The sequence below is a fragment of the Bacillus sp. FSL K6-6540 genome, assembly GCF_038007545.1.
The window spans coordinates 5,354,460-5,373,269 of record NZ_JBBOXH010000001.1 but is presented as its reverse complement, the minus strand read 5'-3'; the positions used below and the strand labels follow the sequence as shown (position 1 = coordinate 5,373,269).

Annotated in this window: 18 protein-coding genes and 1 pseudogene; 8 read left to right on the top strand and 11 right to left on the bottom strand. The window is 51.9% G+C overall.

Annotated elements, in window-relative coordinates; all coding sequences use genetic code 11:
• Positions 1-112: 112 nt before the first annotated feature.
• Positions 113-598 carry an anthrone oxygenase family protein gene (locus tag MHH82_RS23900; protein WP_145037117.1) on the bottom strand — a complete coding sequence of 162 codons (486 nt, stop codon included), beginning with the start codon at positions 596-598 and terminating at the stop codon, positions 113-115.
• Positions 599-880: 282 nt separating this feature from the next.
• On the opposite strand from MHH82_RS23900, the gene MHH82_RS23895 reads away from it, so the two are divergent.
• The 5 genes and pseudogenes from MHH82_RS23895 to MHH82_RS23875 all read left to right on the top strand — a co-directional run bounded on the left by MHH82_RS23895 (position 881) and on the right by MHH82_RS23875 (position 5,739).
• Complete coding sequence (locus MHH82_RS23895) at positions 881-2,281, top strand: ABC transporter substrate-binding protein (protein ID WP_251497859.1); 1,401 nt, start codon at positions 881-883, stop codon at positions 2,279-2,281.
• Positions 2,282-2,378: 97 nt separating this feature from the next.
• Complete coding sequence (locus MHH82_RS23890) at positions 2,379-3,269, top strand: carbohydrate ABC transporter permease (RefSeq protein ID WP_009591023.1); 891 nt, start codon at positions 2,379-2,381, stop codon at positions 3,267-3,269.
• Between the two features lie 16 nt (positions 3,270-3,285).
• Entirely contained in the window at positions 3,286-4,119 is an 834-nt protein-coding gene (locus MHH82_RS23885; RefSeq protein WP_036660094.1) for a carbohydrate ABC transporter permease, read from the top strand.
• A 307-nt stretch (positions 4,120-4,426) separates the two neighbouring features.
• A pseudogene (locus MHH82_RS23880) lies at positions 4,427-4,791 on the top strand (VOC family protein).
• Between the two features lie 147 nt (positions 4,792-4,938).
• Positions 4,939-5,739 carry a TetR/AcrR family transcriptional regulator gene (locus MHH82_RS23875; protein ID WP_251497856.1) on the top strand — a complete coding sequence of 267 codons (801 nt, stop codon included), beginning with the start codon at positions 4,939-4,941 and terminating at the stop codon, positions 5,737-5,739.
• Between the two features lie 281 nt (positions 5,740-6,020).
• Here the strand turns inward: MHH82_RS23875 and MHH82_RS23870 are convergent, their stop codons facing one another.
• The 3 genes from MHH82_RS23870 to MHH82_RS23860 all read right to left on the bottom strand — a co-directional run bounded on the left by MHH82_RS23870 (position 6,021) and on the right by MHH82_RS23860 (position 9,270).
• Entirely contained in the window at positions 6,021-6,812 is a 792-nt protein-coding gene (locus MHH82_RS23870; protein WP_340968087.1) for an ABC transporter permease, read from the bottom strand.
• Positions 6,809-7,693 carry an ATP-binding cassette domain-containing protein gene (locus MHH82_RS23865; RefSeq protein WP_340968085.1) on the bottom strand — a complete coding sequence of 295 codons (885 nt, stop codon included), beginning with the start codon at positions 7,691-7,693 and terminating at the stop codon, positions 6,809-6,811. Before MHH82_RS23865 ends, MHH82_RS23870 begins: the two co-directional genes overlap by 4 nt.
• A 227-nt stretch (positions 7,694-7,920) precedes the next feature.
• Positions 7,921-9,270: an alpha-L-fucosidase gene (locus tag MHH82_RS23860; RefSeq protein ID WP_036660097.1), complete on the bottom strand. Its 1,350-nt coding sequence runs from the start codon at positions 9,268-9,270 to the stop codon at positions 7,921-7,923.
• A 119-nt stretch (positions 9,271-9,389) separates the two neighbouring features.
• Here MHH82_RS23860 and MHH82_RS23855 point away from each other — a divergent pair, with 119 nt between their 5' ends.
• Positions 9,390-10,217: an AraC family transcriptional regulator gene (locus MHH82_RS23855; protein ID WP_015736793.1), complete on the top strand. Its 828-nt coding sequence runs from the start codon at positions 9,390-9,392 to the stop codon at positions 10,215-10,217.
• Between the two features lie 65 nt (positions 10,218-10,282).
• Here the strand turns inward: MHH82_RS23855 and MHH82_RS23850 are convergent, their stop codons facing one another.
• The 3 genes from MHH82_RS23850 to MHH82_RS23840 all read right to left on the bottom strand — a co-directional run bounded on the left by MHH82_RS23850 (position 10,283) and on the right by MHH82_RS23840 (position 12,144).
• The gene (locus MHH82_RS23850) at positions 10,283-10,585 is read right to left on the bottom strand and encodes a putative quinol monooxygenase (protein ID WP_340968082.1); all 303 of its coding nucleotides are present in this window, start codon (positions 10,583-10,585) and stop codon (positions 10,283-10,285) included.
• A gap of 5 nt (positions 10,586-10,590) precedes the next feature.
• A complete protein-coding gene (locus MHH82_RS23845; RefSeq protein ID WP_015736791.1) occupies positions 10,591-11,583 on the bottom strand; it encodes a helix-turn-helix transcriptional regulator in 993 nt (330 codons plus the stop codon).
• A 63-nt stretch (positions 11,584-11,646) separates the two neighbouring features.
• Positions 11,647-12,144 (bottom strand): DinB family protein, encoded by a 498-nt coding sequence (locus MHH82_RS23840; protein WP_340968079.1) that lies wholly within the window; start codon positions 12,142-12,144, stop codon positions 11,647-11,649.
• A gap of 189 nt (positions 12,145-12,333) precedes the next feature.
• Between MHH82_RS23840 and MHH82_RS23835 the strand changes: the two genes are divergently transcribed.
• Both MHH82_RS23835 and MHH82_RS23830 read left to right on the top strand, forming a co-directional pair.
• Positions 12,334-13,269, top strand: a complete 936-nt coding sequence (locus MHH82_RS23835) for an aminoglycoside phosphotransferase family protein (protein WP_036660105.1) — start codon at positions 12,334-12,336, stop codon at positions 13,267-13,269.
• A gap of 73 nt (positions 13,270-13,342) precedes the next feature.
• On the top strand, positions 13,343-13,714 hold the full coding sequence (locus tag MHH82_RS23830) for a glyoxalase/bleomycin resistance/dioxygenase family protein (RefSeq protein ID WP_015736788.1): 372 nt from the start codon (positions 13,343-13,345) through the stop codon (positions 13,712-13,714).
• Positions 13,715-13,921: 207 nt separating this feature from the next.
• Here the strand turns inward: MHH82_RS23830 and MHH82_RS23825 are convergent, their stop codons facing one another.
• The 4 genes from MHH82_RS23825 to MHH82_RS23810 form a co-directional block, all read right to left on the bottom strand.
• Positions 13,922-15,061, bottom strand: coding sequence for a zinc-dependent alcohol dehydrogenase (locus MHH82_RS23825; RefSeq protein WP_015736787.1), 1,140 nt, complete (start codon positions 15,059-15,061; stop codon positions 13,922-13,924).
• Between the two features lie 889 nt (positions 15,062-15,950).
• Positions 15,951-17,312 (bottom strand): dipeptidase, encoded by a 1,362-nt coding sequence (locus MHH82_RS23820; protein WP_096776125.1) that lies wholly within the window; start codon positions 17,310-17,312, stop codon positions 15,951-15,953.
• A gap of 134 nt (positions 17,313-17,446) precedes the next feature.
• Positions 17,447-17,617 carry a LysR substrate-binding domain-containing protein gene (locus MHH82_RS23815; protein ID WP_340968072.1) on the bottom strand — a complete coding sequence of 57 codons (171 nt, stop codon included), beginning with the start codon at positions 17,615-17,617 and terminating at the stop codon, positions 17,447-17,449.
• Between the two features lie 147 nt (positions 17,618-17,764).
• A complete protein-coding gene (locus MHH82_RS23810) occupies positions 17,765-18,652 on the bottom strand; it encodes a cupin domain-containing protein (protein ID WP_145037133.1) in 888 nt (295 codons plus the stop codon).
• Positions 18,653-18,810 lie beyond the last annotated feature (158 nt).

Here is an 18,810-nt window from a genome sequence, read left to right as displayed (position 1 = left end):
TTACTAGATTGATAGTATATCTAATGAAGAATCGGTAGAGTTGGTATGGGTTATGTGTTAGAAAGTTTGAACAGGCTGCCCTTAAAAATCTAGTTTTCAGGTTAATCCAGTCTTAAGGGATTTGTCGTAAGGCAAAAACAAACAGGATCATGGCCCCTATGGAGGTGACCGTCCGTACATGGTTCCAGGCCGTCCATTTACTTAGGTAGGCATTCCAGACCTCGCTTCCTGTACTGCTCGCAGGATCAACGGCAGCCAGCGCGTCATTGAGCGGGACATTGAATGCCATCGTCACGATGAATCCCGTTAGATACAGCAGACCGGCGGCCAGCATGTAGACGGATCCCGGTTCTCCCCAGCGGAGAATGGATAGGACCGCAAGAACGATACTGGTTAGGGCAGTACCTGTAAACAGTGCGCCGAACGTGGGGTTGAGTATGGTTGCATTGATGGACTGCATGGCGTTAATCCCCTGTTCGTTCGGAATCCGGGATAAAGCGGTCATCATGAAGGAGGAGAAGGCGAAGAACAGGCCGGCTATGAGGCCCGAGCCTGTCACTGAAAATAAAGCCAGCAAAAAAATCAAGCGATCACTCATGGGTAGGTTACCTCCAGTTTTATCTGTTGTTCTGACGTTTGGATCCATGTAAATTCACCAAATAATTGTTTGTACATACAAATATATTGGCGTTTTCGGCAAAAGTAAAGACCTAAAATTGAAGGAATGAAGATATAGAGGGATCTGTATACTTGTTTTTACTATATATGGTAATTAGCATATCTACGCTATTTACTAAATAGAGTTGAATATACGCTCTCGTAAGCGTATCCAAAATTTGGATCATATAATCAATGTGTTCAGCCAAAAGGAGGGATCCGTATGAAGTCAGGCAAGAGGGGGATTTGGCTAGTAACGACGGCTTTATTAAGCGTTTCTTTGTTGTTCGGTTGTGCCGGGGGCAAGGAAACGCCGGCCGATACCGGCAATCCGGAGCCGGGAAAGGACGGAGAGACAGCCAAGAAAATCATTACCGTTACGTTTCGGGATGACGGAATCGGCGAGAACGGAGCGTTCTATAAATGGCTCAAGGAAGTGTCGGCCAGTTACCCTGACAAAAGCGTAGAGATTAAGCCGACACCGATTCAGGCATCGGAAGGGGATTATTTTGCCAAGGTGGCTCTGGCACTGAAATCCAAAGATACGGCGCCCGATATCGTGACGGAAGATACCTTCATCTTGAACTCGGATGCCAGCGCGGGCTATCTGGAGCCGCTCGACGATAAATTGGCGGAATGGGAAGACTGGGGCAACGGCTCCTTCATCGAGGCGATGAAGAAGGGCGTCACTGCCAGCGATGGCAAGGTATACGGCGTGCCGTACAACACGGATTCTAGGGGCCTTTGGTATAACAAGGATATTTTCAAACAAGCGGGTCTTCCGGAGGATTGGCAGCCTAAGAATTGGGAGGAGGTCTTAAACGCTGCGCGAACGATCAAGGAGAAGGCCCCCGATGTTGTACCGATCTGGATGAACATGGGGAAGGCTACAGGCGAAGCAACCTCCATGCAAACCTACGAGATGCTGCTATACGGAACGGGCGAAAGGCTGTATGACGATGCCAGCGGCAAATGGATTACGAAAAGCCAGGGCATTCTGGACGCGCTGACTTTTGTGGAAACGGTCAACAAAGAGAAGCTGGGACCGCCGCTCTCCAAAGTATTGAACGGCCAGGCAGGCAACACGGCTTCCCGCGAATACCTGCCGCAGGGCAAGCTGGCGATTTCGCTGGATGGCTCCTGGATCACGGGCAACTATATGGAAACCGGCGCGGCGCCATGGCCTGAATATAAGGACGTGCTCGGCTTTGCGCCGATGCCGACCAGCCAAGGACAGGAGCCCGGCTCGATCACGCTGGCCGGAGGCTGGGCGCTGTCGATTCCAAGCAATTCCAAGAATAAAGACGAGGCATGGGAATTTATCAAGTATGCGCTAGGCAAGGAAAATACCCAGAAGCTCGTCATGTCCTCCGGCAATATTACGGTGCGTGCCGATGTTGCCAAGGATCCGGAATATACGAAAATGCCGTTTAACGAAATCGCGACCGAATACCTGCAGAACGCAGAGTTTAGACCGGCACAGGAAAAGTATCCGGAAGTGTCGACGCAGATCCAGACGATGGTGGAATCCGTAGCAACGGGAACGTCGCCTGCGGATGCCATGAATAAATATGCGCAGGACGTTACCCGCATTGTTGGAGCGGATCATATCGTGGAGAAATAACCTGCTATAAGCAAACCGGCTTGCTCAAGCGCTCCTGTCATCGCGGAGACTTGGGCAAGCGGTTTTTCAGATCATCCGTATGGAAGGAGAACCACACATGAGCAGTCTGTCCGTGGACGTTTACCCGAAACGAAGAAAAACGTATACCTGGCTCTTTTTTTTGCTGCCTTCAATCGCGATTATGCTCGTGTTTTTTATATATCCCATCCTGTTAACGTTCTTCTATTCCTTCACCAATCTGGCGTTGACCGGGGAAGCGGCGAGGGAACTCAAGTTTATCGGCCTTGACAACTATACCCGGATGTTCCAGGACCCCACGGTTCGGATCAGTATCTGGAACACGCTGGTATTTCTTATCGGTTCGGCGGTGATCGGGCAGCAGGTGCTGGGATTTCTGATTGCGCTGCTGATGAAGCAGAGGAACAAGACGTTTCGGCGCGTGATTGGAACGATTGTGCTTGCGGGCTGGGTAACGCCCGAGATCGTGTGCGCCCTTTGTCTGTACAGCTTCTTCGGGGATGAAGGCACGCTGAATGCGATTATCACATTTTTCGGATTTTCGGAAGTGACCTGGCTGTTTACCGTCCCGATGCTGACGATCATTCTTGCGAATATTTGGCACGGCACGGCCTTCTCGATGCTGGTATTTCAAGCCGCGCTGGATGACGTGCCGAACGAAATCGAGGAAGCGGCGGTAGTGGATGGAGCCTCCAAGTGGAAAATCTTCACGCGCATCATCATCCCTTACATCAAAAGCACCATTACCACGAACATGATGCTGGTTACTTTGCAGACGCTCGGGGTATTCGGGCTCATCTATGCGATGACCGGTGGCGGTCCGGGCAACTCCACGACGACCCTGCCGATCTTTATGTACAACCAGGCGTTTGTGAACTATCAATTAGGCTATGGAACCGCTATTTCGCTGCTGCTGCTGTTGATCGGGATTGTGTTAAGCCTCCTGTATATCAGGTCGATGAAAGAGTAACCAGGGGTGAAATCATATGAATGCCAAACAACGTAAATTAGTCTATCGAATTCTGCCGTATGCGATTCTTGCGGGGATCGGCATTTGCTTCGTGCTGCCGCTGCTCTGGGTGCTTGTGGCTTCCGTCGATCCGAATGCAATGCAATCCCTGAAAGTGCCCAGCAAGATTACCGGCGCCAATTACGTAGAGGTGATTACCAGCAGCGAGAACCAGCGCGCTTATCTGATCGGCCTGGTGATGTCGCTTGGCCAAGCCGTATTGGTTGTCCTGCTGGCGCTGCTAGCGGCTTACCCGTTATCCCGTTATCAAATGAAATATAAGAAGCCCTTCATGCTCACCATTCTGTTCATGACCTCGCTGCCGATTACGGCCGTTATGGTCCCTGTCTATCAGTTGTTCCTGGGGTTAAAGCTGTATGACAACATCCTGGGCGTCATCTTGTTCTATGTAGCGTCGTCCATGCCGTACGGGATATGGATGATGAAGAATTTCATGGATTCCGTGCCGAGCGATCTGGAGGAAGCCGCATGGGTGGACGGGGCCTCGGTGTTTACGGGGATCCGCAAGGTGGTGGCGCCGCTGATGGTTCCGGGGATATGCACGGTAGCCATCTTTACGTTCTCGGGCAGCTGGGGCAATTTCTTCGTTCCGTATATCTTGCTGCAATCGCCCGAGAAGTTCCCGGCATCCCTGAAGCTGTACCAGTTCTTCGGGCAGTACGGCATGGTCGACTACGGCAGCCTGGCGGCCTTCTCGGTGCTGTACGCCATCCCGGCGATCATCATGTACATTCTATCCCAGCAGTTCATGTCCAAGGGCTTCGGGCTGCAGGGCGGAACGAAAGGATAGGCATGCGGAAAAAAGGCAGGCCGGCTTGATGCCCGACATAAAAAACGGCAGAAATGCCGTTTTTTTATGTTTGACTGGCGAATCCCTTCCGTTTTGCTGTTCGTATCCGATCGCCGCGACTTGGCGGTGAGCCGATTCGGGCTGTGAATGAAATCATCATTAGGCCAACTGCATCAGGGAGCTAACGAATCAGCTGTTGAGTTCAATCTCAACAGCTTTTTATGATGGAAGGATTTGTTATACTTTAGATGTGCAGTTGCGTGAGAGCGCGTATAGCGTTAGATACCTTGAATCTTTAGCATGATGAATGGAGGAGGACAAGGCGGGAGTTAAACGAATCGTTGCGAATATCGATACGAAGGATGCCGCCGCAGCCAAAACGTTTTATCAAGATGTGTTGGGACTGGATAAAATCATGGATCACGGCTGGATCACCACTTATGGCTCGCAGGAGAAGATGAGCGTTCAGATCAGCTTTGCTTCCGAGGGGGGCGGCGGCACGCCGGTACCGGATTTGTCGATCGAAGTGGACGATATAGAGACCGTGCTGGAGGGCATGAGGCGGGGAGGCTTTCGCATTGAATATGGGCCTGTTCATGAGCCTTGGGGAGTACGCGCTTTTTTGTCCGCGATCCGTTCGGCAAGCTGGTCCACATTTTGACGCATCTTTAGCATGATTGAGCACAGGGCGGCGAAGCCGGCAGCTCTCTGCAAAGACCCTGATTCGCCCTCTTTACCTATGGATGATGAGATGTGTTATACTGTTTATAATATAAACAATTATTATCAGATGCAAGGATGCAGAAAGGAAACATGATCATGTCTAACGATGAGACGATAGATCCGGATATTGGATCCAAGCTGCCCAGAGGGGCGGCTCTCAGCTGGGGATTGGTTAAGCCGCCGCAGCGGGGACCGAAACGGGAGATGAGCCTTTCCCAGATTGTAGATACGGCCATCGACATCGCCGATAAAGAAGGGCTTTCAGCTGTCTCCATGAATCGAATTGCGTCCACTTTGGGTTTTACCGCCATGTCGCTGTACCGGTACATATCCAGCAAGGACGACCTTTTGGTGCTGATGCAGAACGCCGCGTGCGATATTCCCATTCCGCCGGAAGATTCTGCTGACTGGCGCGAGAATATGCGGGTCTACGTCAAATCGACGATGCAGGTATTCCGGGATCACCCCTGGTTCGGAGATATTCCGATTACGGGTATTCCCATTACGCCGAACAATCTGCGATTTATCGATTGGGGTCTGCGGTTCATGAAGGATCTTCCGCTGAATGATTATGAGCGGATGTCCTTGATTCTCTTGTTAAGCAATTATGCCAGAACGAGCGGCATGATGCAGCGGGATATGGACCGCGCCATACAGGCAGGCTCCACCCCGGAACAGTTTAGTGGACTTGATTATACGGAAGCGCTGAAACAGCTTATGAAGCCGGATCGGTTTCCGTTCCTGTACCCGGTTGTGATGTCGGGGGTCTATACGGAAGACAGCGAGGAAGTGAATCCGATAGGCAATGACATTGATTTCGGGTTAGAACGCATTTTGGATGGTATCGAGCAATATTTTCAAGCCAAGAAACAACAGGAACCACCGGACAAGCCATGATGTCGGCCAAGTTACGGGGCTTGGTCGATCCAAAGAGGGGCAGCAACAGCCGAGCAAAAAAAACGATCCTCATGAGGATCGTTTTTTTTTGCTGATTGAGTCGGACCAAGCCCGACTTGTTCAGCGCCCGGTTGGTTGGTATCGTTCCGGCCGGACTTTCATTAACGTTAGTTACGGGGGTACTGGTGGAATGACCGACTATGAGATAGGAAGGACACGGCAGCCTTCTGGAAGCGGATGGAGTATCCTTCGTGCGCCCTTAGTAAAGCAACCACCCGTATTTAGCGTCGTGCGGCTTTCCTCTTAAACGTCCACATGCTCCATACCATCGAGCCGATCAGGATGAACAGGCACCATCCGATCGCCCAGCCGATCTGATCCTGGATGGAGCCTCCCGTCAGTAATCCGCGAATGGATTCGATGACCGGCGTAATCGGCTGGTTGCTTGCGATCCCTTGCAGCCAAGCCGGCATTGTCTCGGTGGGAACGAAAGCACTGGAGAGGTAAGGGAGAAAGAGCAGGATGAATCCATAACTGCTGGCCGCTGCCGGACTGCCTGCAACGAGACCGATAGCGGCGTAGAGCCAGGTAAAGGCAAAGATGAAGAGCGCGATCAAGCCGATGGCGAGTATCCAATCCATAAGCCCTGCTGATGGCCTGAATCCAACGAGCAAAGCCACTGCGATAACAACGCCTGTCGCAAGCATGTTCCGGGCAAGGCTGGCGACCACATGCCCCGTGATGACACTCAAGCTTTGAATGGGCATCGTGCGGAAGCGGTCAATGATGCCATTGGTCATATCCTGGGAGACGTCGACGGCCGTGCTGGACGATCCGAAGCCGGCGCATAGCAGGATGATCCCCGGAACCACGTAGTTAACATACTGTCCGCTGGGATCGAGGGCACCGCCAAATACATAGGTGAACAGCAGCATCAGCATGATCGGCAGCACCATTGCCGTTATCATCGCCTCCGCGTTGCGGATGCTGTGACGCAGGCTGCGGCCGATAAAGACAGACTGGGTAACTGCTAGGGACGTTGTTTTTGTTTTCGCAGCCGTTGCTCTTATCATACAATTCCCTCCATTTTCTTGTCGGTAAGCGACAGGAATACATCATCCATATTGGGTCTGTGAAGACTTACGCGCGTCTCATTCGGGAGCAAGCGTATGAACTCCTGAAGCGTATGTGCGACGTCGCCGATGCTGCCGCTTGTCGGAATCCTGTGGATCACTTCGTCACGTGCGTCGCGAAGCTCCAGCATTTCACCACCGACCCGGGTCTTCAGCTCGGCCGGACTACCTTCAGCTACGATTCGTCCCCCATCCAGAACCGCAATCCGGTCCGCGAGCTGGTCGGCTTCCTCCAAATACTGCGTGGTCAGCAGGATGGTGATGCCTTGGCTCTTCAATTGCAGGATGATATCCCACAGCGCACGGCGGCTGCGCGTATCAAGTCCTGTGGTCGGTTCATCGAGGAACAACACGGGCCGCGGTACGACAAGGCTGATCGCCAGATCAAGCCGTCTCTTCATCCCGCCGGAATACGTCTTCACGCGCTTGGCCGCCGCGGACGCCAGATCGAAGTGCTCCAACAGCTCGGCGGTTCTCCGCCCGGCTTCCGCAGCGGATAGACCCGACAGCCTGCATATCATCCTGAGGTTTTCTTCGGCGGTCAGGACTTCGTCAACGGCAGCGAACTGGCCGGTCAGACTGATGGACTGCTGAACTTCCTGCTTGTGATCGCGGAGATCGAACCCGTTGATCCTCACGCTCCCGGCATCGGGCGTCACCAACGTGGACAGGATATGAATCAAGGTTGTTTTGCCGGCCCCATTAGGACCGAGAAGAGCAAATACGTCTCCTCGCTGCACGCTCAGGTCGATCCCGTCCAGCACGGTCTGGTGCCCAAAGCTTTTGCGAAGCTGACGAATTTCAACAGCATAGTTAATCATGAGCCGAACAGCTCCTTTAAAATAATTGTATATTATATAAACAGTTTAATTGATAATTAGTATATTGCATAAACAGTTATTGTGCAATACGATTTTTTTGCGTTTTGAAAACGGCATGATGATCTTGGGAGGACGAGGCGTCCGGACATAAAAAAGCCTGACGCGATGTAACAAAACATCGAGTCAGGCTCTTATAGGGATTAGTTCATGTATAAGCGATCTTATCGTTACGAACGATCCGATTCGTCATAAAGCTCCAGTTCAATGACGGTATTGCGTTTGTCGGGGAGCGGATAGGTGAAGTGTTCAGGACGCGCGAAGTTCACGAATGCGTCTTCGACGAATTCGGCCGCGCTCCATGGGCGGCTGAGGAACAATTCGTATCCGTCCGCGAGCAGCCGGGCCTTCTTCACCTTGTCGGCCATGCCGATGAGATTGATTGGTCCGATGGACTCCTCAAAGACGTGGGCATAGAGCGTATTGCCTTTTTGGGTATAACGACCCCACTCCGGTTTCGGATAATCGGCAGCCGCGCAGCCATAGATGCTGTCTCCGTTCTTGCTCATCCAGTCGCCGATTTCCTCCAGCACGTCGAGGCTCTCCTTGGGGATGGAGCCTTTCGCGTCAGGACCGACGTTCAACAGCATGTTGCCGTTCTTGCTGACGCATTCCACCAGCTTGCGGATGATGGTGGTTGCCGATTTGTAATTGCGGTCAGCTGCGGCATAACCCCAGTTGTTGTTCAGCGTAATACAGGCTTCCCATGGAATCGGGGCACCTGTCTGGTCCACAACCCCGTGCGGCGGAATGATCTGTTCCGGCGACGCGAAGTCGCCGCTGTATACGGACGGATCGGTGGTATAGATGCTGCCGCCGCTCTCGCCGCTTCCCTCCAGCCGGTTGTCGATAAGAATGTGCGGCTGAAGCTCGCGGATCATTTTCATCAGCTCGGTGGCGCGCCACACCTCGCCGCGCATGTTATCATAAGAGAAGTCAAACCACATGATATCGAGTTTGCCGTAGCCTGTGAGCAGCTCACGCACTTGTCCATGCATGTAATCCAGGTATCGGTCGAAGTTTTTCGGATCGCGCTTGAAGTCTTCGTTCGCCCGCATCGGATGAATCCGGTCTCCATAAGCCGGGTAGTCCTCATGATACCAGTCGATCAGCGAGAAATAGAGGCCGACTTTAAGGCCTTCTTCACGGAAAGCTTCCAGGAACTCCTGTACGAGATCCCGGCCGGCTTTGGTATTCGTTGACTTATATTCCGTCAGCTTGCTGTCGAACAAACAGAATCCGTCATGATGCTTGGCCGTCAGCACCGCATATTTCATGCCTGCTTTCTTGGCCGCTTTGGCCCACTCCCGAGGATTATAGTCAACGGGATCAAATTCATCGAAATAGGCCTGATAGTCCTCGATGCTCATTTGTTCCGTGCTTCGGAGCCATTCGCCTCGGGCCGGGATGGAGTAAAGCCCCCAGTGAATGAACATGCCGAAACGGTCGTTCTGGAACCATTGCACGCGCTGGTTTCGATCATGGATGACTTGATTGGTTGGAGTGGTAGTCGTTGTCATGGATTCAAACCTCCGATTCTTGGAATTGTCGAGTTTGATTTTAACAAGAATGTGTTAGTATGAATAGATAATTACTTAACTCCGACGGGTATTATAATAACTTTAGAGGATAATTGAAGATGAAGAATGAACGAAATGAACATGAAGCCATTCAGCAGATGCTCCTGAACATGCAGGTTCAGATCTGGGAGGCCGAAAGAACGCAGTGCTGGCCGGAATGGAAGGAATTCGACTACACCGTGTCGTACAACAAGCTCTATTTTATCCTGGATGGGGAAGGGTGGGTGAAGATCGGCGATGAGGAGCTGTATCCCGTACCGGGTCAATTGGTTCTGATGCCGGCACGGACGCGGCAATCCTACTCTGTCATCAGCGGCCGTCCCTATCTTAAATACTGGTCTCACTTCTCGGCGACCGTGGGCGATTCCGATGTGTTTTCCTGGCTGAACGTGCCCCATTGCTACGATTTGTCGGGAAACGCGGAGATGCCGGCATTATTCCAGCAGCTCGTCGATGCGCATCGTTCCGATACCCTCGCTGCGCGATTGAGGGAAAAGTCCGTGATGCTGGACATTCTCTCCCGCGTGTTCGAACACCAGCAGCCGCAGATTCATGCGGACAAAATGGAGGATATGGGCAGGCTCCACAAAGTGCAGCAGTACATCAAAAATCATCTGCATGAGGAAATTACGCTGGAGCAGATGGCGGGAACGCTGCATTTGCACCCGAATTATTTTATTAAGTATTTCAAACGGCATTTCGGAATCACGCCGCAAAAATATTTAAGCCTCAAACGGATGGAGCAGGCCAAACTCATGCTGAGGACGACGTCTCTAAGCATCAAGGAAATTGCGGATGCCACCGGTTTTGAATCGGCGAACTATTTCTCGAAAACGTTTCGGAAAGAGGTAGGCTACAGCCCCTCGGAATATCGTAACAATATATAGCAAAAAAGAGGCTGCTCCTGAATTTCGATTCGGGAACGGCCTCTTTTATTCCTAACCGGAATTACCTAAAACCCTTTGCCTCCAAGCGGCTTAAGCCTGAGCGGCTCTGCGCTGGCAATCAGCGCCCGCCCGCGCTGCAGCAGCTCGGACGTATCCGCTCCCTGCAAGGAAGCGGCATGCGCGTCTTGGCTGCTCCACAATTCCGTGACCCATACGGTATTCGGATCGCTGTCCGAGACGTTGACGATATAAAGCTCACAGTCTTCGTTATCGCGAAGCATCGCGGCTGCTTCAAGCAGTATCTCCGCAAGTTCATCCCGTTTGCCCGGATGGGCGATCAGTTTCCCGTACATTGCAAATTTCTCCATGGGTATCATCCTTCCTTTTTGGTCATGCCGATTAACATGCGTTCGTAATGGAGTGCTAGGCTTGTCGTGATCTCGGACAGTTTCAGGACGAGCGAAGCTGGCTCCAGAATGGTTAAAGCTTTGCCGTAGGGGAGAAGGAAGTATGGCACATAGGACGTCAGCGAAGACGTGTCCAGCCCGAAACGAGCCTCGCCATCATGACGCGATACGAGGGTATGCCCAAACAACCAATGCTGGCTCAATTCATTCAGAACATGCTCGTGGGCTTGGATGACAACATCGACCAGGGGTTCCGTGCTGCGTGGATCCGGGAGAAGACTGCCAAGCAAGACATCCTTGGCAGAAAAATCAACGGGCCGCTCAAAGACCAGGTCTGTCGTCTCCAGACCGAGGATCCGGTCCACGCGAAAATTGCGAATCTCTTGGCGCAGACGGCAGTAGCCCGCAGCATACCATTGGCCTTTCCAATGGATAATGCCGTAGGGATCGAAGTCTCGGACGGTTCCGGCGCCTTCTCGGCCCTTCGAATACGTCATCTTCAGGGTTTGTCCCTGTGCCGCGGCATTCTCCAGCGTCTGCAGCAGCGGGCGAAGCCCGTCATGGACAGGAGGCTGCAAAACCGCGATGCCGCTGCTGTGCCGTTCGATCTGATGAAGCTGCTCCTCGTTCGTATAAAGCTTCAGCTTGCCGATCGCCCGCTCCAGCGCGTCCGTGAACGGATAGCCGGTTTCTTTGGCAAAAATCGAGGCATGCACCAAAGCCTTCTGCTCTTCCGCATCAAACATCAGCGGGGACTCGGCGAACGGTCCGAGAATCCGAAAGCCGCCGTTCGGCCCGGAATCGGCGATGATGGGCGCGCCGCTGGCGCATAACGAATCGATGCAGCGGTACACCGTTCGAACATGGATTTCCAGCTCATCGGCGATTTGCTGCGCGGTCATCTTTTTGCCCGAGCGAAGCATCCACAGGATCGACAGCATATTATCCGCTTTGGACATCAAAACGCGCTCCTTCCTTAGGGACGATCCCGACTGTTTACTTTTAAGTAGATTGTATCTTTTTTATACGAGCGGGTCCATGCCCTTGTCGATCCAGGAATCGTAGGTCGGACCGTAGAGCTCGGGAATCCGCAGGCCGGCTTGTCTCATCAGCACCGTCATCTGTCCGCGGTGATGCGCTTGATGAACCAGGGTAAAATGCAGGAATGCCGCATTGGTCCAGGGCTCTCCGTCGAATTCACGGGTAGCGCGAAGATCCTCCTCGCTCCACTGCGACTGAACCGCATCCAGAAGGGCATGCCGGATCCGGCGGTAGCTGTCCGTAATTTCGGCAGCCGAATCGGGAATTTTCTGCTCGCGGGACGGGCCCTCCAATTGCAAACCGAGCATGGTCATGTATTGAATCGACATGACCAAATGCCATGCCAGCTGACCGAGCGTGCGATGCTGCTCCGTCATGGCGGTTTTAAGCGAATCGTCGGTTAAAGCGTTCATGACTTGTTCCGTTATATGCGCCTCTTTTAACCATTCTGTCGTAAAATCCGCTTTGCTCATGTTCATGTGTTAACCCTCGCTTTGGTTTAGGATGTGTGCTGCAAAACGAGTATATTACATCATTCCTGACAGTTACGGTCAGTGATTATAGGCCAAAATAAAAAAATGGGATTTTATGCTCTAAGTATCCATCTTCATTTATAATGAATAAGGCTCAAGGATCATTAAGGATTTTGGATACAGGAGGTGCATGGCATGCAGGAAGCGATTCGTGATATCCCGGGGGCTGATGGATGGATTGTCATTCAAGCGGTTGACAAGGGCTGGTCGGCAGATCGTAAATATTATATTCAGGATATGCAAGGCGAGGAGCGGCTCCTCCGGCTATCCGATATCTCTCAGTTCGAGAGGAAGAAATGGGAATTTGAAACGGTTAAAAAGCTGGATCCCATCGAAATGCGAACGTCTCGCCCGATAGATTTTGGCGTCTGTCATGGTGGCCGGCAAGTGTATTCCCTGTTCACCTGGGTTCCGGGAGAAGATGCAAGGGAGGCGATTCCTTTGCTGGATTCAGAGGAGCAGTACCGGCTTGGCGTTCAGGCCGGCGCATATTTGAACAGGATGCATGGCATTCCGGCTGAAAGCGGATTGGATACGTGGGCGTCTTACTATAATTCAAAAATGGATCGATACATAAAAAATTATGAGAGCTGCGGCATCCGGCTTGCCGGCGCTGAGAACATCGTTCGTTTTATGGAGGCGCACCGGTATTTGCTAGAAGAGCGTCCCGTTGCTTTTCAACATGGGGATTATCATGTCGGCAACATGGTGGTTACGCCTGAAGGGGAACTCGGCATCATTGATTTCAACCGGGCGGACTACGGTGATCCTTGGGAGGAGTTTAACCGGATTACGTGGGATGCCGCGATTAGCCCGTGGTTCGCTTCGGGTCGTATTCATGGATATTTTCAAGGACGAGAGGTGCCGGATTCATTTTTCAGATTAATGGCGCTTTATATCGCAAGCAATCAGATTTCCTCCATTCATTGGGCCATCCCGTTCGGAGAGCAGGAAGTGGAGGTTATGATGAATCAAGCTCAAACCGTGCTGAATTGGTATGATGGATTCCGGACGCATGTGCCCAATTGGTATATAACGAATGCCGAGGTTATGCCAAATCGCCGCGAATAACAGCAATCCGGAAGAATTTAACCAAGCTGCTGCATGATACAATGGCAAAAAACCACAATGGAGGTTTGCACTCATGACATCTGCGGACATTCAGTTTATCGGCGGAAATAATATTGCCATTAAAATTCCGAAGCACAAGTATGAGGAGACCGTGTTTTTTTACAAAGAGGTTTTAAGGCTGCCATATTTGGGCTTCAGGGACGGGTCGCATGCTTTTCAGCACGGCCCGAATACCTTATGGCTGGATTGCATGCTCAACTATTCGCAGCAGGATGTTTGGCTCGAGGTCAATACGGAGGATCCGGAGGAGGCTGCCCGATATTTGAGAGAGCACAGAGTGGACCGCAGGGATGAGGTGGAGGTTTACGAGAACTCGCGGGGCTACTGGATATCGGATCCGTGCGGGACGATCATCCGGGTGAATCCCAGAAAAGCGAGTGAATAGACAGCCTACCCGGTAAATGTGGTTGCCGTTGACTACGCACCCCTTGAGACGGGTGAGGATATGTCGAAGCGTCTAACACGCACCCTGCGAAATTTTAGGCTCACTCCCTAAATTCCATGAACCGGGACACAAAAAACCAAGCATCTCCTATCCAAGATAAAGGATGTGACAGGGAATGCTTGGTTATCTTTTTTCTGTGAAATTATGCTACGGCTTTAGAACGACCTTGGTGCATTCGTCCTCGTGATCGCTGAATATCCGATAGGCATCGCTTGCCTGTTCCAGAGGAAGCCGGTGGGAGATAATCTCCGTCGGATCAAATTCGCCGGCGGTGATCTTCTTGAACAGCTCCGGCATGTAATGAATAACGGGGGCCTGCCCCATGGTAAGGGTAATGTTCCGTTCAAAGATATGGCCGAGCGGGAACATATTGTACAGCGAACCGTATACGCCGGTCAGCTGGACGGTGCCGAATTTGCGCACGGCCTGGATGGCGATATCAATCGCGCTCAACGTTCCGCCTTGGAGCTTCAGCTTTTGGCCGATGGCTTCCATCGTCGACTTCTTCCCGTCCATGCCGACGCAGTCGATCACGATATCCGTGCCGCCTTTGGTGATCTCTCGAATGTACTCGCCCATATCGTCATATTCTTCAAAATTGTAGATCTCCACGTTGTTCAGCCGCTTTGCTTTTTGCAGACGGTAAGGTAGACGGTCCACGGCGATCACCCGCTTTGCGCCTTTCATCCAGGCGAATTTCTGGGTCATCAGGCCAATCGGCCCGCAGCCCAGCACCGTTACGGTATCGCCCGGTTTTACGCCGGCATTCTCCACGCTCCAATAGGCGGTAGGGAGAACGTCGGACAAGAACAGAAGCGCCTCATCCTCCAGCTCGCACGACTCCGGTATGACAAACGGCATAAAGTTCCCGTAGGGCACGCGCAAATATTCAGCTTGTCCGCCGGGGTAGCTTCCGTAGCGTTCGGTGTAACCCAAGTACCCTCCGGCATGGACATCCGGGTTGCCATTGGAATTGTCGCATTGACTCTCCATATCATGATTGCAATAGTAGCAGTGACCGCAAGAAACATTGAACGGAAGAACGACGCGGTCGCCTTTTTTCACGCGGGTTACGTTGGCACCGACCTCTTCTACGATCCCCATGGGCTCGTGGCCGATCACGAAATCTTTAGCCGCGGGCATAGCCCCTAGGTATATATGAAGATCGGAACCGCAAATGGCTGTAGAAGTGATGCGGACGATAATATCATCCTGGGTCCGAATGGATGGATCCTCTACGTGTTTGACCTGAATGTCTTTGGCGCCTTGAAATGTGACTGCTCTCATACGTTCCCTCCTTATGCTTTGTAGAGAAGTTATCTTCTTAAATACCCGATTTCCACTTGTATTAACATCCCCACCGTTATTCATGCATATGCGCTGATACGCGCAAAAACATAGTTTCTTCGCCCAATTTCACTTCTATGGCTTCGGCAACATGGCGCGAGGCAGTAAGTGCGAATCGGTTGTCCGAACCGATGACAAACATGCTTATTTAAGTATATCGGCGCCCTGCACCCTGTTCGCACGGTACGTGGTCCGAGACATGTAACGGCTGTCCACCATATTGTATACTTCGGGCTTTAGCGGACACAGGATACGTTATTTGCTCTGATAAGAGCTAAACTTTGATACTTGCGGACATGAGGTCCGTTATTTGCATAAAAAGTCCGTTTTTTGGCGGCGAAAGGGTTAAATAACGGAACTGGTGTCCGTTACACTTAGAGAATGGCCTGATTTGTGGTAAATAACGGATCTGTAGTCCGATGGGAATGGGGATTACGGCGCTTGTTTGCCGTGGAAACCGCATGTGATGGGATGAAGACACCTGTTAGGTGTGGAAACCACATGTTGTGGTGAAGAGCTGCCTGCTGGTAGGGAAACCACCGCATACATAGGACCGGCAACCATTTAATATGGCACCGTCTGATTGGGGATCTGCAGGTGTTTAGTCGTGTAAACACGTCCTGGCCGCTTTCCGTCGGTAAATCGATGCTCCAACGCCAATAACCGGCTTATGAATGTCAAGTGGCTCCCACGCCAATAACCGGATTATGAATCGCAAGTGGCTCTCATAAAAGCAAAAGAACGCGTATTGGAAAGGATTCAATTATCCCGCCATACGCGTTCTTATTTAGGATGTTACTATGTTACTTTCGGACTGTTGGCGTCACCGTTATACCAGCTTCAAATATTCTACGATCGTCAGCAAGCCCTTATCGAAATTCTCCAAATTAAAATGCTCGTTCGGCGCATGCAGATTCTCGTCCGGCAAGCCGAAGCCCATCATGACGGCAGGGGCGTTCAGCGTGCTGGACAGCTTCTCCACGATCGGAATCGATCCTCCGTCTTTCGTGAACAGTGCACGTGTGCCGTACACGTTCTCGAAGGCATCTGCAGCTTTTTGCAGCATCGGATGGGACGGATCGATATTGAAGGCGAATGCCTTTTCCTTCGGCTGGAAGGTGATCTTGGCGCCAACCGGGGTGTGGGCATGCAGATGCTTCTCGATCGCGTCAAGAACAGCCTGCGGATCCTGATCGGCGACCAAGCGGCAGGTGATTTTCGCATGGGCTTCCTTCGGAATGACCGTTTTGCTGCCTTCTCCCTGGAACCCGCCGTATACGCCGTTCAGCTCAAGGGTAGGACGCGCTCCCACGCGTTCAACGAAGGAGAAGCCTTCTTCGCCGTACAAGGAATCAAGGCCGAGGTCCCGCTTCAGCTTATCCTCGTCGAACTCCTGCTTGGCAAATTCCTCGCGCATTTCGGGCGACAGTTCGAGTACGCCGTCATAAAAGCCATCAACCGCGACGCGGCCCTGCTCGTCATGGAGCGAGGAGAGCAAGGACACCATTGCGTGCAGGGCGTTCGGCACGCCGCCGCCGTATGTACCGGAATGAAGATCGGTGTTGGCTGTTTCCAGGGACAATTCCAGGGAGCACAACCCGCGAAGGCCCGTGGAAATGGCCGGTTTGCCAGGCGCGAGCAGGGATGTATCCGAGATCACGATGGCATCTGCCGCCAGCTTGTCCTTGTTGTTGTCAAGATAGAGCGGCAGGTTGGGGCTGGATACCTCTTCTTCGCCTTCAATGCAGAATTTGATGTTGACCGGAAGCTCCTTTTCTTGCTTCAAAATGGCTTCAACGGCTTTGACATGCAGGAAGAGCTGGCCTTTGTCGTCCGTTGCTCCGCGCGCGTACAATTTGCCGTTGCGGACAGCCGGCTCGAACGGCGGCGTTTCCCACAGATGAAGCGGATCAACGGGCTGAACGTCATAGTGGCCGTAGACGAGCACGGTCGGCTTGCCTTCGGCATGCAGGTAGTCTGCCGTAATAATCGGGTGCCCGGCCGTCTGGTGAACCTCCACATGCTCAAGTCCCGCTTCGGTCAGCTTGCCTGCGAGCCACTCGGCAGCCTTGGCGACATCGCCTTTGTGCTCGGACAAGGCCGAAATGCTCGGAATGGACAACCATTCCTTCAATTCATTCAGATGGGTTTCGCGGTGTTCAGCGAAATACGCTTTATAATCAACGCTCATGAATATGGATCCTCCTTCGATTTACATTGGCATTCGAAAAGATGCCGTATCTTACTATTCTAACCGTTTTTCGGAGAATACGAAATACAGCCGGATCAAATCGGAAACCTGTCTTGAATCTAATCGGGCAGCTGTCATGCAAAATTGTCCAAAAGATTTCTCCACAACATGCGCAGTGCCGGACTGATCAGCTTATTGCGGTGTCGAACCGCATAAATCTGACGTTCAGGCACCCAGGACGGAATAGGTCGTGCATGCAGCTTCCCCTCTGCCACATCCTCTTGTATGGCGGCTTCTGCAATCATGCCGTACCCCAGCCGGAAGCTGAGAATAACGGGAGCATCCGGTCTTCCTAAATCATATAATTCCATATTAAAAAGAAATACGCAGCATTATGACGAATCATGATGCTGCGTATTTCAATGGATGACCCTCCATCACCGAAGGGCTAATCAGAATTTATCCCAGCCATTTCCTATTAGCTGGCGCTGCAGGAATGGCAGCTGCTGCTGTTGCTGAATGAACTGCTGACGCTGTTGTTCTTGTAATTGCTGTTGCGAACGGAACTGCTCTTGTGCTTGAGTTGGTGTGCGCTGCGGTTCAGCAGCATACGTTCCATGCTGCGTTTGATCCTGCGCATTGAAATGCTGCTGGAACAACTGCTGCTGTTGCTGGAACTGCTGTTGCTGTTGCTGCTGAAGGAGCTCATAATCTCGATGGCCAGGCGCTCCTTGATGATAATAGTGCTGATTAAGATGAGACGCGTGAGGCTGATGTTTCATCTGTCCTTGCACTTGCCCTTGCTGCGGGCAGTTTTTTGGCGGCCCGATAACAACCGTGTCGGTAATCGGTGCCAAGGTCTCTTTGACTTTGGCTTCATCCAGGCAGTAGGTGTGAGCAAACACGCTGGCCGGCGTCAATCTCAAGAGATCCGAACCTCCAATGAATTCAGGCACCGGCGCGTCAAAGACCGCGATCAGATGCGTATTGTCAACCGTCGCCATTTCATAATGCCACCAGCCTTGGGGCACGAGCGCAACTTGACCGGGCGTTACCGTGAAGTTCAGCAGCTCTTTCGTAAACGGATTGACAAGGGAAACGATGGCTGAGCCGGAAACGACATATACCAGCTCCGATGCATTTTGATGGATATGAGGCTCCACTACGTTTCCGGTACTGAGATATATATCCAGCAAGGAAGCGTTGCCGAGCGTGTTCAATTCTTTTACGGAGAGAGAATTAATGTAATTTTGACTATCTTTTTTGAAAAACGGGTTATTGCTCATATCGTAAGTAAACCGAACGGACGGTGAGGTGAAATCCATATAAGAGACTGCCACTGTGACTCCTGCCCTTCATCATGTAATAGGCGTTGACCCATAACACACGTTATGCCCATGGGCAAACATCCGTGAGCCCATTTTTAACAATCAGCAGGATGCAAGCCGCCCGTTGACAGGGCGGCTTGCGCTAAACACTCATAGGGTGGAGCAGGCGA

Bases quoted from the DNA above. Each gene is read 5' to 3' on its own strand.
- MHH82_RS23890 (WP_009591023.1), top strand. From the start codon at position 2,379: ATGAGCAGTCTGTCCGTGGACGTTTACCCGAAACGAAGAAAAACGTAT.
- MHH82_RS23860 (WP_036660097.1), bottom strand. From the start codon at position 9,270: ATGACAACGACTACCACTCCAACCAATCAAGTCATCCATGATCGAAAC.
- MHH82_RS23835 (WP_036660105.1), top strand. From the start codon at position 12,334: ATGCAGGAAGCGATTCGTGATATCCCGGGGGCTGATGGATGGATTGTC.
- MHH82_RS23885 (WP_036660094.1), top strand. From the start codon at position 3,286: ATGAATGCCAAACAACGTAAATTAGTCTATCGAATTCTGCCGTATGCG.
- MHH82_RS23855 (WP_015736793.1), top strand. From the start codon at position 9,390: ATGAAGAATGAACGAAATGAACATGAAGCCATTCAGCAGATGCTCCTG.
- MHH82_RS23895 (WP_251497859.1), top strand. From the start codon at position 881: ATGAAGTCAGGCAAGAGGGGGATTTGGCTAGTAACGACGGCTTTATTA.
- MHH82_RS23865 (WP_340968085.1), bottom strand. From the start codon at position 7,693: ATGATTAACTATGCTGTTGAAATTCGTCAGCTTCGCAAAAGCTTTGGG.
- MHH82_RS23850 (WP_340968082.1), bottom strand. From the start codon at position 10,585: ATGGAGAAATTTGCAATGTACGGGAAACTGATCGCCCATCCGGGCAAA.
- MHH82_RS23815 (WP_340968072.1), bottom strand. From the start codon at position 17,617: ATGATTGCAGAAGCCGCCATACAAGAGGATGTGGCAGAGGGGAAGCTG.
- MHH82_RS23845 (WP_015736791.1), bottom strand. From the start codon at position 11,583: ATGTCCAAAGCGGATAATATGCTGTCGATCCTGTGGATGCTTCGCTCG.
- MHH82_RS23870 (WP_340968087.1), bottom strand. From the start codon at position 6,812: ATGATAAGAGCAACGGCTGCGAAAACAAAAACAACGTCCCTAGCAGTT.
- MHH82_RS23820 (WP_096776125.1), bottom strand. From the start codon at position 17,312: ATGAGCGTTGATTATAAAGCGTATTTCGCTGAACACCGCGAAACCCAT.
- MHH82_RS23900 (WP_145037117.1), bottom strand. From the start codon at position 598: ATGAGTGATCGCTTGATTTTTTTGCTGGCTTTATTTTCAGTGACAGGC.
- MHH82_RS23875 (WP_251497856.1), top strand. From the start codon at position 4,939: ATGTCTAACGATGAGACGATAGATCCGGATATTGGATCCAAGCTGCCC.
- MHH82_RS23840 (WP_340968079.1), bottom strand. From the start codon at position 12,144: ATGAACATGAGCAAAGCGGATTTTACGACAGAATGGTTAAAAGAGGCG.
- MHH82_RS23825 (WP_015736787.1), bottom strand. From the start codon at position 15,061: ATGAGAGCAGTCACATTTCAAGGCGCCAAAGACATTCAGGTCAAACAC.
- MHH82_RS23830 (WP_015736788.1), top strand. From the start codon at position 13,343: ATGACATCTGCGGACATTCAGTTTATCGGCGGAAATAATATTGCCATT.